This is a genomic window from Actinoplanes sp. NPDC051475, assembly GCF_040689425.1.
In the GTDB taxonomy this organism is placed as follows: Bacteria; Actinomycetota; Actinomycetes; order Mycobacteriales; family Micromonosporaceae; genus Actinoplanes.
Genome location: NZ_JBFAZZ010000008.1, coordinates 289,952 through 303,441, shown reverse-complemented (window position 1 = coordinate 303,441; position 13,490 = coordinate 289,952). Strand labels below are relative to the sequence as shown.

The window sequence follows — 13,490 nt, the reverse complement described above, 5'->3', positions numbered from 1 at the left end:
TGGAGTCTTGTCGCAGGCAGCGGGCCACCTTACGGTCAGTCGATCAAGTTCGATGTCTCCCCCACATCGACGAAATCGGAAGGAGCCCGGCGTGCGCATCCGCATCGCTGTCGCCACTCTGGCCACCGCCCTGACCGGCGTGCTGGCCGTGCCCGCCGTCGCCAACGCCGCCGACGACGGTCCGCAGCACATCATCGGCGGCAGCACCGTCTCCTCGGCCCCGTGGGCCGCCGCGGTGTTCAGCAACGGCAACTTCACCTGCTCCGGCACGATCATCTCCGCCAACTACGTGCTCACCGCGCGCCACTGCATCAGCGGCTCCATGTCGGTACGCGTCGGCAGCGTGAACCGCGCGTCGGGTGGCGTCACCCGTACCGTCAGCTCCACCTCGACCCGCAACGACCTCGCGCTGATGCGCCTGAGCAGCTCGGTCTCGACGACTTACATGCCGCTCTCCAGCTCCTACCCGCCGGTGGGGTCGACCAACTCGCTCTACGGGTGGGGCATGACCTGCTACGACGGCTGCGACGCGTCTTCCGTGCTGAAGACCGCGAGTGTCCGGGTCACTTCGACCAACCAGACCGACGCGTACGGCGGCCGCGCGATCGGCAGCACCGGGATCAACGGCAACGCGTGGCGCGGCGACTCCGGCGGCCCGGAGGTCTACAACGGCGCCCAGGTGGGTGTCGCCTCGACCGCCGACGGCACGAGCCGCCAGTACTACGCCAGCGTCGCGTACAACCGGTCGTGGATCACCTCGATCGCCGGCGTCTGACGAAGATTCCCTCGGGGGTGGCGTGAGGCAGGCTCCGCCACCCCCGGTGGGCCTTCAGAGAATCGGCGCGGGCGCGTAGCCCGCGGCCTCCGGGTGCGTCGCGACGATCCGCGCGACCCGGTCGGCGACCGCCCGTACCTGGGCCGGGGCGGCGCCGACGAACGCGGCACGGTCCGCGACCAGCGCATCGATCTCGGCACGGGACAACCCCAGCCGGCCGTCCGCGGCCAGGCGGTCGAAGAGATCGTTCTCGGCGATCCCCTTCTCGCGCATCGCGAGCGCCACACCCACGGCGTGCTCCTTGATGACCTCGTGCGCCACCTCGCGGCCCACGCCCTTGCGGACGGCCGCCACCAGGATCTTCGTGGTCGCGAGGAACGGCAGGAAGCGGTCGAGTTCCCGGGCGACCACGGCCGGGTACGCGCCGAACTCGTCGAGCACGGTCAGGAACGTCTGGAACAGCCCGTCGGTGGCGAAGAACGCGTCCGGCAGGGCGACCCGGCGCACCACCGAGCAGGAGACGTCGCCCTCGTTCCACTGGTCGCCGGCCAGCTCGCCGACCATCGACAGGTAGCCGCGGACGATCACGGCGAGCCCGTTGACCCGCTCCGACGACCGCGTGTTCATCTTGTGCGGCATCGCCGACGAGCCCACCTGGCCCGGCTTGAACCCCTCGGTCACCAGCTCCTGGCCCACCATGAGCCGGATCGTGGTGGCCAGCGACGACGGCGCCGCGACCACCTGCGCGAGGGCCGACACCACGTCGAAGTCCAGCGAGCGCGGGTAGACCTGGCCGACGCTGGTGAGTACGCGTTCGAAGCCGAGGTGCCGGGCGACTTTCTCCTCCAGCTGGGCCAGCTTCTCCGCGTCACCGTCGAGCAGGTCGAGCTGGTCGGCAGCCGTCCCGACCGGTCCCTTGATGCCCCGCAGCGGGTAGCGGCCGATGAGATCGTCCAGCCGCTCGTACGCGATCAGCAGCTCCTCGGCCGCACTCGCGAACCGCTTGCCGAGCGTGGTGGCCTGCGCCGCGACGTTGTGGGAACGACCGGTCATCACGAGGTCGGTGTGCTCAACCGCTAGCTCGGTCAGCCGGGCGAGCGTGGCGACGATGCGGCCGCGGATCAGCTCCAGCGACGCGCGTACCTGAAGCTGCTCGACGTTCTCGGTGAGGTCGCGCGACGTCATGCCCTTGTGGATGTGCTCGTGCCCGGCCAGCGCGCTGAACTCCTCGATGCGCGCCTTGACGTCGTGCCGGGTCACCCGTTCCCGCTCGGCGATGCTCGCCAGGTCGATGTCGTCGACCGCCCGTTCGTACGCCTCGACGACCCCGTCGGGCACCGCGACGCCGAGGTCACGCTGGGCACGCAGGACGGCGAGCCACAGCCGGCGCTCCATCCGGATCTTCTCCTCGGGCGACCACAGCCCGGCGAGTTCGGCGGAGGCATAACGGCTGGCGAGGACGTTCGGGATGCTCACGCCGCCAATTCTTCCATGGGCTCCGCGGGGGCCTTTTCGCCGTCGGGCAGCCTGTGTCGCAGGTGACGCACGTCGCGGCTGGCGAGCATGCCGAGCACCGCGAGCCCGACCAGTACGGCCGCGCCGATCAGCGTCGGCCGCACGCCGACGGCCTCCGCGATGGGCCCGGCCGCGACCTGACCGACCGGGATGGCGACGAAAGAACCGACCATGTCGTACGAGTAGACGCGCGCGAGTCTGTCGGCGGGAACGTGCTCCTGCATGCTCGTCTCCCAGGCGACGATGAACTGCTCGATCGTGAACCCCGCGAGGAACGCGGCGGCCAGCAACAACCCCGAGCGCGGAGCGACGCCGAGGGTCAGCAGGGGCAGGACCTGGAAGGCGGTGCACAGCACGCCGACGAACAGGACCCGGCGGGCGCGGATCCGCATGGCGACGACGGCGCCGAGAACCATGCCGACGGTCTGCGCGCCCAGCACGAAACCCCACGCCTGGCGGCCCACGGAGTGTTGCGCGACCAGCGGGCCGAGCACGTTGAACCCGCCGCTCAGGCACGCGTTGATCAGCGCGAACGCGGACACCACCACCCAGATCCAGGTACGCGACCGGAACTCGGTCCACCCGGCCCGCAGGTCGGTGAGGATGCTGGCCTTTCCGCTCCTCGGCGTCGCAACGACCCCCACGGCGGCGAAGCAGGCGGCGGAAAGCAGGAAGGTCAGCGCGTCGATCGCGATGCCCCAGCCCGGCCCGGCCGTCGCCACGAGAACGCCGCCGGCGGGGGCGCCGACGATGTAGGCACCGTTGAACACCATGCGGCTGAGACCGTTCGCCCGCTGGCGCAGCTCCGCCGGCACGAGCTGCGGCAGGATCGCCGAGGACGCCGGCAGGGCCAGCGCCGCCACCATGCCGTTGATCGCGGACAGCACGATCAGCAGCGGCACGGTGGCCGTACCCGTCAGAACGAGGGCGGCGACCGCACCCTGGGTGACCGCCGCCGCCACCCCGGACCCGACCATGAGCAGGTGTTTCGGCATGCGGTCGGCGAAGGCGCCGCCGAAGAGCAGGAACAACACCTTCGCGGACATCCGCGCGCCCACGACGAGGCCGAGGTCGCCGGCCGAACCGGTCAGGTCCAGGACGGCGAAGGCGAGCGCGACCGGGGCGATCGCATTGCCGAGCGCGGCGACGGTGCGGCCGGCGAGGAGAAAGCGGAAAGGTACGTGGCTCAGCACGCTCATTCCTCGACCATCCGGAACATCGCGATGGTGGTGCTGGTGCGCACGGTTCCGGGCGTGCGCGGTGCACGGGCCGCGTCGTGCAGCTCACGATTGACCTCGGCGATGCGGTCGTAAGCCTTGCGGAAGACGTCGGGGTCCACCCACAGCTCGGCGTCGGTCATCGAGCCGCCGACGGACCAGTCGGCCTCCGCGGTACGCCGGATCAGCTCGTTGGCGACCGACGCGAACAGGGCCCGCTGGGCATCGGCGCCGGTCACCTGGTCGCGGACGGCGTCGTAGCGGTAACGCTTGGCGACACCGCCCCGGATGCGCTCCTCGCCGTCCTGCCCGACGAGGCCGGCGGCGAGCAGATTACGCAGGTGGTAGCTCGCGTTGGCGTGGGTGAGACGTAGCTCGCGGGCCACATCCGCGGCGGTCAGGGCGGCGCCGGTGAGCAGCGACAGGATTTGGAGCCGTATGGGATGGGCCATCGCCCGGAGCGCGGCCTGGCGACGGTCCGGCGCATCTCCCAAAGACATGCTGGGGAGCCTAGGAGAGACGGGGCTCACTGTCCAATGGTTGTTGGGTGGTTGAGAGACTGCAGTTCGACGCGGTTATCGCTAGGGTTACTCGCGAGTAGGTCTGGCGCTCATTCCGAAAGGTCCACCGATGACTGAATTCAACCCCGAGTCGCTCGCCGCTATCGGTCCGAAGGACTTCGCCGCGCTGGTGAAGTCCACCCCGGACTCGAAGATCGCGGAGGTCATGGGCTCCGACAGCCGCACCAAGGTCCTGGACGAGGTCTTCAACCGGATGCCCACGCTGTTCCGCGCGGACCGGGCCGGCACCACCCAGGCGGTCATCCACTGGAACATCACGGGAGCCCAGGGCGGCGGCACCGACACCTACGAGACGGTGATCGAGAACGGCGCGTGCACGGTGACCAACCAGCCCGCCCGGGAGCCCAAGCTCGCCATGACGATGGACCCGGTGACCTTCCTCAAGGTCGTCTCGGGCGACGGCAACCCGATGATGATGTTCATGACCGGCAAGATCAAGGCAAAGGGTGACCTGGGCCTGGCGGCTCAGGTGGCCAAGCTCTTCGACATCCCCAAGGGCTGACCGGCTCGACGATCGCCGACGCCGGCCGGGGTTCTGTCCCGGCCGGCGTCGTGCATTCCGTCTTCTCAGGCTGTTTCTCTCAGACCGTGATGCGGCCCTCTACCGCGGCGAGGGCGATGTCCGTGCGGTGGTGCGAGCCCTCGAGGTGCACGCCCTCGAGCAGCTCGTAGGCCGCCGCCCGCGCCGCCGCGAGGTCCTGGCCGGTTGCGGTCACGCTCAGGACGCGGCCTCCCGACGACACCAGCGCGCCGTCCTCCCGGCGCGCCGTGCCCGCGTGGATCACGCCGGGCCGCTCGCCGCCCTCGATCACGTCGCCCGTACGCGGGGTGCCCGGATAGTTGTGACCGGCCACGACCACGGTCACCGCGGCGCCCTCGTGCCAGCGCAGCGGCGGGAAGTCGGCCAGCGTGCCGGTCGACGCGGCGTGCAACAGCTCACCCAGCGGCGACGCCAGCAGCGCGAGGACCACCTGCGTCTCCGGGTCGCCGAACCGCGCGTTGAACTCGATCACCCGCGGGCCCTTGCCGGTCAGCGCCAGCCCCACGTAGAGCAGGCCGGCGAACGGGGTTCCCCGTTTGCGCATCTCGGCCAGCGTCGGCTCGACGGTCTCGGCCATCACCCGCTCGACCAGGTCCGCCGGGGCCCAGGGCAGCGGCGCATAGGCCCCCATGCCGCCCGTGTTGGGTCCCGCGTCGCCGTCGCCCACCCGCTTGAAGTCCTGGGCGGGCATCAACGGCACCGCCGCCGTCCCGTCGGTGACCACGAACAGCGACACCTCGGGTCCGTCGAGGAACTCCTCGATGACCACCCGGCCGCACTCCTCCGCGTGCCGCCGCGCCTCCTCGAGCGAGTCCGTGACCACGACACCCTTGCCCGCGGCGAGACCGTCGTTCTTCACCACGTACGGCGGGCCGAACTCCTGGAGTGCGGCGGCGACCTCGGCGGTGGACGTACACGTGAAGGAGCGTCCGGTCGGCACGCCGGCCGCGACCATGACGTCCTTGGCGAAAGCCTTGGACCCCTCCAGCCGGGCCGCGGCCGCGCTCGGGCCGAAGCAGGCGATGCCCTTGGCACGCACGGCGTCGGCCACGCCCGCCACCAGGGGCGCCTCGGGACCGACCACGACCAGGTCGGCGCCGACCTCGACGGCCAGCGCGGCGACCGCGGCCGGGTCGGTAGCCGTGACGTCACGAAGCGTCGCGACGGTGGCGACGCCGGGGTTGCCCGGAGCCGCGATGAGCTCCTCCACCGAGGGGTCCGCGGCCAGGCCGACGGCGAGGGCGTGCTCACGCCCACCGGATCCGATCAGAAGTACACGCACTCGGCAGATCCTACGGGCCGCCGGCGATCACGCTCACGCTCGTCCACAGGTCCACAATGCACGTGCTGCGACGGTGGCATGACGCCCTGTGGATAACTCGCCCCGCCTGTGGATAACCGATCCGACCTGTGGACAACCCAGCAGCGGCCAGGGGGGCCGTCGCGTAAACTTCGGCAGTACCCGGGCCTCTCCGTGTACGACGTGTTTCAACGGAAGGCGTCAGTCAAGTGCCGGTGATCGTGTTGGTCGGCGCCCAGTGGGGCGACGAGGGCAAGGGCAAGGCGACGGACCTGCTGGGCGACCGGCTGGACTACGTGGTCAAGTTCAACGGCGGCAACAACGCCGGCCACACCGTGGTGATCAAGGGCGAGAAGTACGCACTGCACCTGCTCCCCAGCGGCATCCTCACTCCGGGCGTAACCCCCGTGATCGGCAACGGCGTCGTGGTCGACCTCGCCGTCCTGTTCCAGGAGCTCGACGGGCTCGAGGCCCGCGGCATCGACACCTCCCGGCTGCGGATCAGCGCCAACGCCCACGTGATCGCGTCGTACAACCGCTCCCTCGACAAGGTCAGCGAGCGCTTCCTCGGCGCCCGGCGGATCGGCACGACGGGCCGCGGCATCGGCCCCACGTATGCCGACAAGATGAACCGCCTCGGCGTACGCATCCAGGACCTCTTCGACGAGTCGATCCTGCGCCAGAAGGTCGAGGCGGCGCTGTCGTTCAAGAACCAGGTGCTGTCGAAGATCTACAACCGCAGCGCCATCAAGCCCGACGAGGTCATCGCGGAGCTGCTGTCGTACACGGAACGGCTTCGCCCGATGGTCGGCGACACCGCGCTGGAGCTGTCCCAGGCGCTCGACGCGGGCAAGGTGGTGCTCTGCGAGGCCGGCCAGGCGACGCTGCTCGACGTCGACCACGGCACGTACCCCTTCGTGACCAGCTCCAACGCCACCGCCGGCGGCGCCTGCACCGGCTCCGGCATCCCGCCGACGCGGGTCGACCGGGTGGTCGCGGTCCTCAAGGCGTTCACCAGCCGGGTCGGCGAGGGGCCCTTCCCCACCGAGCTGCACGACGAGACCGGCGACTACCTGCGTGAGGTCGGCCACGAGTATGGCACCACCACCGGCCGCCCCCGCCGGATCGGCTGGCTCGACCTGGTCATGGGCCGCTACGCCCAGCGCATCAACGGCGTGACGGACTTCGTCCTGACCAAGCTGGACAATTACGACGGACTGGACGAGATCCCGGTGTGCGTCGCGTACGAGGTGAACGGCGTACGCCACGACGAGATGCCCGTGAGCCAGTCCGACTTCCACCACGCCGAACCGGTCTACGAGACACTCCCGGGCTGGAAGAAGGACATCAGCGGCTGCCGCCACTTCGAGGAGCTGCCGGAGAACGCGCAACGCTTCGTCGAGTACGTGGAGAGCCGGATCGGCGCCCGCGTCTCCGTCGTCGGCGTCGGCCCGGGCCGCGAAGAGGTCATCGAGCGGCACTCGGTGCTGAGCGAGGCCTGATGTACGACGTGATCGTCCTGAGCTTCGCCGAAGGCGGCGGCTCGACCCCCGGTGCCTGCGGTGCGGCGTGCGGCGGGTGCGGTTCACCCTCCGACGAGAGCGCGCCAGAGGTATGCGACAAGCCCCGGGTGCCGGTGCTCAAGTGCGCGGACGCCCTCACCGAAGCCGGCGCACGGGTGGAGACGGTCGTCGCCGACTCCGACGCCGACATCGACGCCGTGATCGCGCGGTTCGACGCCGCCCCACGTCCCGACGGGCTGAGCTGGCCTGATCCGGACAGCAAGGTGCGCCTGGTCGTCGCGACAGCCACCGATGGTCAGCTGCGGGCCGTCATGCGTCGGCTGGTCCGGCGGTACGCACCCCCGCCGAGCAAGCGCCCGAGTGACCTGGCGGACGACCGTACCGTTCCCGATCTGCCGCCCGTGGCGATCCTGCCGCTCGATCCCGGCAATCGTGAGGATCTGGCCGCTCAGCTGGGCCTCCCCCGCGACCCCGCCGAGGTGGCCGCGGCCGTGCTCGGCGGCCGCGTGCGCCGCCTCGACCTGCTGCGCAACGACGGCGGCTCGGTCACTGTGGACGGTGCCCTGGTGGGCGGCGTCGACGACGCCGGCCGGGCAGTGCCGTGGCGGGGCCGGGTCGAGGTCGACGACACCGTGCTCACCGACGGCAGCGAGGGCATCCTGGCCTGCGCGATCGGCAACGGCGCCGGCTACGCGGAGTTCGACGGCCTCCGGCTGCTCGCCGACGGCAACCCCACCGACGGCCGGGTCGAGGTCGCGGTGGCGATCCCGGTCGTGGTCAAGCAACGTTTCAAGAAGCCGAGGGTACGAGTAGAGGTCCGCCGAGCCCGCGGCCGCGCAACCTCGGTCCTCCCCCGCGACGGCGAGCTCCAGTTCCTCGACGACGGCGTGGCGGGAACCATGAGCCGCAAGCGCTCGTGGTGGACCGAGCCCGGCGCCTGGGCGGTGTACGCAGCATGACCGCTTGTGCCAATCTGAAGTAGCACGCAGGTACGAAATCGCATCACGTTACGGGAGGTCGCATCCGTGGAGGACGAGAACGCCGACCGCGTCTACGTCCCGGGTACGAACGGCTCACCACCCGACCGGGACGTCGAGCCGTTCTGGCCGCCGGAGGAGCTGAACGCTCCGGTGCACGGCGGCAAACCGGTGCCACACCAGGCGTCGCCGGCATTCCCGCTTTCGCCGGTTTCGTCCCCGGCGGCGCAGCAGCAGGGCGATTCGGGCCTGTACCGCCCGGTTGATCGCGCCCCGTCGCCGCCGACCTTCCAGCCTCCGGCACCGCCGTTCGACCGCTCCTCGAGCGTTGCTCCGCGCGTGCCGGCGCAGCCGCTGGGACCGGACAACTCCGGCCGTCCGTGGCCGCATGCGGCACCGGAGTCGACCGAGTCCGGCCGCTCTGCGCCAGTCTCGGGTGCGCCCGGCCACTTCTCCGCTTCCATGCCAGTCTCGGGCGACCCCGGGCTCTCCTCCGCTTCCAACCCAGTCTCGGGCGACCCCGGGCACCTCTCCGCATCCGCGCCAGTTTCCGGCGGCCCCGGGCCCTTCTCGACTTCTGCTCCGGTTTCAGGAAGCTCTGGCCACTTCTCCGCTTCCGCGACGGTTTCTGCGGCTTCGACCCTCTCGGACGGCAGTCAGGACGACGTCAAGCAGCCGCACAGCGCCGACTCCCCGTGGGCTCAGCCGCCGCAGCGCCCCAGCCCAGCGGCATCCGGGACTACGAGGCCTGTGTCGGGCGCCGCACCCATGTCTGGCGTTGCGCCTGTATCCGGCGCCGCAGCACCGGTGTCCGGGGCTGCGAACTCGGTGTCCGGGGCTGCGAACTCGGTGTCCGGGGCTGCGAACTCGGTGTCCGGGGCTGCGAACTCGGTGTCCGGGGCTGCGAACTCGGTGTCCCGGGCTGCGAACCCGGTGTCCGGGGCGCCGACCTATTACCCGACGCCGCCGCCGAGGCCGGGTCTCGAGAACGACACCGCCCCGGAGGCGAACAGCGCCGGAGCGGTGTACCGCCCGGCTCCCGTGACGCCCCCACCGATCGGGCAAGGCCCCGGCCGGCACCAGGCTGCCAACCTGCAATCCGGACCACAGGCCGCCGTGTCCGACCAGCCAGGCTCGCACCAGCAGACCCCGCCCGGTCCCGGCCCGCACCAAGCGGCGCAGACAGGCCCCCAACCGGGCCCGCACCAAGTCACGCCGCCCGCGCCGCAACAGGCCACGCCGCTCGGACCACGGCCCGGACCGCACCAGGCTCGCCCGGTCCCGCCCCAGCCCGGCCCCCCGCCGCCGTGGACCGCGAACGGCCAGCCGAACCCACCGGTCCCCGGCCCGTACCCACCGGCCGTGGTCCCCCCGCACCAGCCACCCGGGCCCAACCCGCCACCGCCGGTCGACCCGTACCAGCAGCTGCCCTGGGTCTCCGACGGCACCCCGACCGCCGAGGAGTTCGCGCGGCGGCGGCTGGCGAAGCCTGCCGAGCCGGTCGCGACCATGGGCGCCCGGGCGATGCTGCAGAAGGGCACGATGGGCCTGGTCCGGCTCGCCCCTGGCAAGCGGGAGCAGGAGTACAAGCAGGACGTCGAGATGGTGCGGCGCAACTTCGGCGGCCTGCGGCAGGTGACCGTGGTCAACCCGAAGGGCGGTGCCGGCAAGACCGTCGCCGTGCTGCTGCTGGCCATGACGTTCGGGCAGAAGCGCGGCGGCTACGTGCTGGCCTGGGACAACAACGAGACCCAGGGGACCCTCGGCATGCGGGCCCAGCAGGACTTCCACGCCCGTACGGTGCGCGACATGATGCGGGACCTGCACCTGTTCCGCGGGTCGCACGGGCGGGTGGGGGACCTGTCGCAGTACGTACGGGCGCAGGGCGAGGGCATGTTCGACGTGCTGGCCTCGGACGAGTCCGCGACGGCCGGTGAGATGCTCACGGCGAGTGCGTTCGCCGAGATCCGGGAAATCGTCAGCCGGTTCTACAAGCTGATCTTCGTGGATACCGGTAACAACGTGCGCGCGCAGAACTGGCAGGCGGCCATGGATGCCACCGATCAGTTGGTGATCACGATGTCGGCCCGTAACGACTCCGCCGAGACGGCCGCGCGGATGCTCGACCATCTTGAGCAGAGCGGGCGGCAGCGGCTGGTCCGGCAGGCGGTGAGTGTCGTCACCATGCCGCCGACCCGCAAGGACATCGACCTTCCGGCGATCCAGCGCCACTTCGCGGCCAGGACGCGGGCGGTGCTGCTGGCGCCTTACGAGAAGCTCATCGACTCGGGCGAGCCGCTCCGGTACGGGCACCTCTCGAACGGCACCCGCGACTCGTGGCTGAAGATCGCCGCGGCGGTCGCGGAAGGCCTGTAAGGGCCAGGCAGGGCCTGGCCCCGGAAACGTCAGGAGAGGGCGTCGGCGGCGGCCGGGTCGCTGTCGCGCAGGAACTGGGCGCAGCGGGCCGCCTCTTCCGCCTCCCCGATCTCCGCCGCCGCCAGCGACAGGCTGTGCAGGCAGCGCAAGAAGCCCTGGTTCGGCGCGTGCGACCACGGCACCGGACCATGCCCCTTCCAGCCGCTGCGGCGCAGCGCGTCCAGGCCGCGGTGGTATCCGGTCCGGGCGTACGCGTACGCGGTGACCGGCTGCTTGTCGGCCAGAGCGTTGTGGGCGAGCGCCGCCCAGCCCCCGCTGTACGCCGGGAACCGCGCCGCCACCTCCTTGTACGCCTCGTCGGTGCCGGTCTTCGCCGCCTCGGTCAGCGCCGCGTCGGCTGCTACATCGGCGGGCAGGCGCGTGGCCGGAGGTTCGGGGAGGAGATTCTGCATGGTGCCATTCAACCCGCTGTGACATCCCACGCTTCGCCGAGGGCTCGCAGGCGGGGCGCGTACTCGATCCGCTCCTGCCATTCGGCCGGCCAGGCCGCCATGCCCAGCGCCGCACCCGCGAAGGCCCCGGCCAGGCATGCGATGGAGTCGGAGTCGCCGGACGAGGCCGCTCCCCGGCCGAGCACCGCGATCGGGTCGTCCGGCGAGATCAGGTAGCAGTACAGCGCCGTGGCCAGCGCTTCCTCGGCGATCCAGCCCTCTCCCGTGGCCAGGCACGGGTCCCCGGCGAAGTCGCCCCGCCGCAATGCCTCCTCGACCCGGGCCAGGGCCGCGTCTGTTTCGTCCCATCCCGCAGCCATGAACTGCGATGGGCTGTCCACGCCCGGCCGCTGCCACAGATCGCCGAGCCATTCCTGGCGATATGTTCCCCGCTGGGAGGCACATCGCGCGCGCAATGTGGACAGCAGCTCTCGGGGATCAAGACCGTCGGCAAGCCACAGTACGGCGAGAGCAGTCGCCTCACTCGCCGCCAGCCCGGTCGCGTGCCCGTGCGTCAATCCGGCCTGCAGCTGCGCCGCGCCGGCCCGCTGGCCCTCGGTCAGCCCCGGCATCAGGCCCAGCGGCGTGACCCGCATGTTCGCGCCGCAGCCCTTCGAGTGAATCTGCGACGCGCGCTGCCACGGCCGGCCGTCGGTGAGGTCGGCGCAGGCGCGCAGGCAGGTCATGCCCGGGGCGCGGTTGTTGTCGGGGCTGATCGCCCAGTCCAGGAACGCCTGCCGGAGCACCGGCTCGTAGCCGTCCGGCGTGATCGACGGCGCCCTGACCAGCGCTTCCGCGACCGCGAGCATCATCTGGGTGTCGTCGGTGACCAGCGCCGGGTCGCCCTCCAACTCGCGCGGGCCCCCGGGGCCGTACCGGGCCACGATGGACGCGTAGTCCTGGAACTCCGTCGGCTTGCCGAGCGCATCCCCGTACGCGAGACCGAACAAAGATCCTGAGGCGTTTCGCACGGTGGCTACCCTACGGGGATGTTCGGGGACCTCTCTCATCCTTTCGACGCCACCGAGTTCGAAGTGGAGTCGCGTGCCGAGTTCGACGTTCACATCGCCAAGCGGTCGCTCGCCGGCCTGATCGTCCTGGGGCTGCGGCTCGAGGAGGATCCGCCCGACTTCACCGGCGTCGACGTCTCCGGCACCCTCTTCGTGGGCTGCGAGCTGGCCACGGCCGAGGTCGAGGTGGACCTGATCCGGCGCGGTGCACAGCTGATCCCGCCCTTCGACGCCCGGCCCTACCCGACGCATCCAGCGCTGCTCTACACGCCCGAGGATTTGGCCTTCGGGTTCGCCGAGCACGGCTTCGCCGGGATGTACGACACCCGCGTCTACCAGCATTTCCTCGAGCACGGCGGGGCGGCGCCGGACCTGCGGGAGGCGATCGCGCAGCGACTGCACGACGCCGGCGTCGACAACGCGCTGGGCAAGGCGCTCGCGGCGTGGATCGACGCGCACGGCGCCCGGGGGGCGGTCGGGATCATGGGCGGGCACGCCGAACCGCGCGGCTCAGCGGCGTACCGAATGGCGGCGACCCTGGCCCATCGCCTGGCCGCAGCGGGCCGCTTGATCGTGACCGGCGGTGGTCCGGGGGTGATGGAGGCGGCCAACCTGGGCGCCTATTTCGCCACCCGCAGCGAGGCCGAGCTGTCCGTGGCGATCGGCAAGCTCGCGCCGGCGCCGGACTTCCGCGACCACGACCCGTTCACCGCGGCCGCCCTCGCCGTCCGCGAGGAATTCCCGGCGCCGGAGGCCGTGGCGGGAGACGTGGTCGGGCGGCTCCGGCACGGCGGCCTGGCACTCCCCACCTGGCTGTACGGCCACGAGCCGGCGAACCTCTTCGCGGGCCAGATCGGCAAGTACTTCTCCAACGCGGTCCGCGAGGACTCGATCCTGCGGCTGTCCCGGGGCGGGATCGTGTTCGCCCCGGGCTGGGCGGGCACCGTGCAGGAGGTGTTCCAGGCCGCGACGAAGACCTTCTACCGTACGGACGGCCCGTCCGGCGCGTTCGTCTTCCTCGGCGTGGCGCACTGGGCGCAGCTGCCGGTGGAGGAACTGCTCCGGCCCCTGCTGGCGAAGTCGCCGCACGGCGACCAGTCGGACCTGATCGTCGTGACGGACTCGCTGGACGAGGCGATGGCCGCCCTCAACGGGTCGCCCGGCGCTTGAGCGCCCGGTGGCGC

General features: G+C 71.3%; 12 protein-coding genes. 6 read left to right on the top strand and 6 right to left on the bottom strand.

Annotation, left to right across the window (positions count from 1 at the left end):
• The first annotated feature begins 91 nt into the window (after nucleotides 1-91).
• Nucleotides 92-775 (top strand): trypsin-like serine protease, encoded by a 684-nt coding sequence (locus AB0368_RS19015; protein ID WP_366155181.1) that lies wholly within the window; start codon nucleotides 92-94, stop codon nucleotides 773-775.
• 54 nt (nucleotides 776-829) lie between these two features.
• On the opposite strand, the gene purB is transcribed toward AB0368_RS19015, so the two are convergent.
• Genes purB through AB0368_RS19000 form a run of 3 tightly spaced genes read right to left on the bottom strand, consistent with a single transcriptional unit; the run spans nucleotide 830 to nucleotide 4,007 of the window.
• The gene (gene purB, locus AB0368_RS19010) at nucleotides 830-2,251 is read right to left on the bottom strand and encodes an adenylosuccinate lyase (protein ID WP_366155180.1); all 1,422 of its coding nucleotides are present in this window, start codon (nucleotides 2,249-2,251) and stop codon (nucleotides 830-832) included.
• Nucleotides 2,248-3,489 carry an MFS transporter gene (locus AB0368_RS19005; RefSeq protein ID WP_366155179.1) on the bottom strand — a complete coding sequence of 414 codons (1,242 nt, stop codon included), beginning with the start codon at nucleotides 3,487-3,489 and terminating at the stop codon, nucleotides 2,248-2,250. The genes purB and AB0368_RS19005 overlap by 4 nt, the downstream gene beginning before the upstream one ends.
• Nucleotides 3,486-4,007, bottom strand: coding sequence for a winged helix-turn-helix domain-containing protein (locus tag AB0368_RS19000; RefSeq protein ID WP_366155178.1), 522 nt, complete (start codon nucleotides 4,005-4,007; stop codon nucleotides 3,486-3,488). Before AB0368_RS19000 ends, AB0368_RS19005 begins: the two co-directional genes overlap by 4 nt.
• A gap of 130 nt (nucleotides 4,008-4,137) precedes the next feature.
• Here AB0368_RS19000 and AB0368_RS18995 point away from each other — a divergent pair, with 130 nt between their 5' ends.
• Nucleotides 4,138-4,590, top strand: a complete 453-nt coding sequence (locus AB0368_RS18995) for an SCP2 sterol-binding domain-containing protein (RefSeq protein WP_366155177.1) — start codon at nucleotides 4,138-4,140, stop codon at nucleotides 4,588-4,590.
• 79 nt (nucleotides 4,591-4,669) lie between these two features.
• Here the strand turns inward: AB0368_RS18995 and purD are convergent, their stop codons facing one another.
• On the bottom strand, nucleotides 4,670-5,911 hold the full coding sequence (gene purD, locus AB0368_RS18990) for a phosphoribosylamine--glycine ligase (protein ID WP_366155176.1): 1,242 nt from the start codon (nucleotides 5,909-5,911) through the stop codon (nucleotides 4,670-4,672).
• A 227-nt stretch (nucleotides 5,912-6,138) separates the two neighbouring features.
• Between purD and AB0368_RS18985 the strand changes: the two genes are divergently transcribed.
• The 3 genes from AB0368_RS18985 (at nucleotide 6,139) to AB0368_RS18975 (ending at nucleotide 10,805) form a co-directional block, all read left to right on the top strand.
• Nucleotides 6,139-7,431 (top strand): adenylosuccinate synthase, encoded by a 1,293-nt coding sequence (locus AB0368_RS18985; RefSeq protein ID WP_366155175.1) that lies wholly within the window; start codon nucleotides 6,139-6,141, stop codon nucleotides 7,429-7,431.
• Nucleotides 7,431-8,411, top strand: a complete 981-nt coding sequence (locus AB0368_RS18980; protein ID WP_366155174.1) for a diacylglycerol kinase family protein — start codon at nucleotides 7,431-7,433, stop codon at nucleotides 8,409-8,411. Before AB0368_RS18985 ends, AB0368_RS18980 begins: the two co-directional genes overlap by 1 nt.
• Before the next feature lie 480 nt (nucleotides 8,412-8,891).
• A complete protein-coding gene (locus AB0368_RS18975; RefSeq protein ID WP_366155234.1) occupies nucleotides 8,892-10,805 on the top strand; it encodes a chromosome partitioning protein in 1,914 nt (637 codons plus the stop codon).
• A 29-nt stretch (nucleotides 10,806-10,834) separates the two neighbouring features.
• On the opposite strand, the gene AB0368_RS18970 is transcribed toward AB0368_RS18975, so the two are convergent.
• Both AB0368_RS18970 and AB0368_RS18965 read right to left on the bottom strand, forming a co-directional pair.
• Complete coding sequence (locus AB0368_RS18970; protein WP_366155173.1) at nucleotides 10,835-11,257, bottom strand: DUF3151 domain-containing protein; 423 nt, start codon at nucleotides 11,255-11,257, stop codon at nucleotides 10,835-10,837.
• A gap of 8 nt (nucleotides 11,258-11,265) precedes the next feature.
• Nucleotides 11,266-12,306, bottom strand: a complete 1,041-nt coding sequence (locus AB0368_RS18965) for an ADP-ribosylglycohydrolase family protein (protein ID WP_366155172.1) — start codon at nucleotides 12,304-12,306, stop codon at nucleotides 11,266-11,268.
• On the opposite strand from AB0368_RS18965, the gene AB0368_RS18960 reads away from it, so the two are divergent.
• Entirely contained in the window at nucleotides 12,286-13,476 is a 1,191-nt protein-coding gene (locus AB0368_RS18960) for a hypothetical protein (RefSeq protein ID WP_366155171.1), read from the top strand. The two genes, AB0368_RS18965 and AB0368_RS18960, sit on opposite strands and share 21 nt — an antisense overlap.
• The last annotated feature ends 14 nt before the right edge of the window (nucleotides 13,477-13,490 follow it).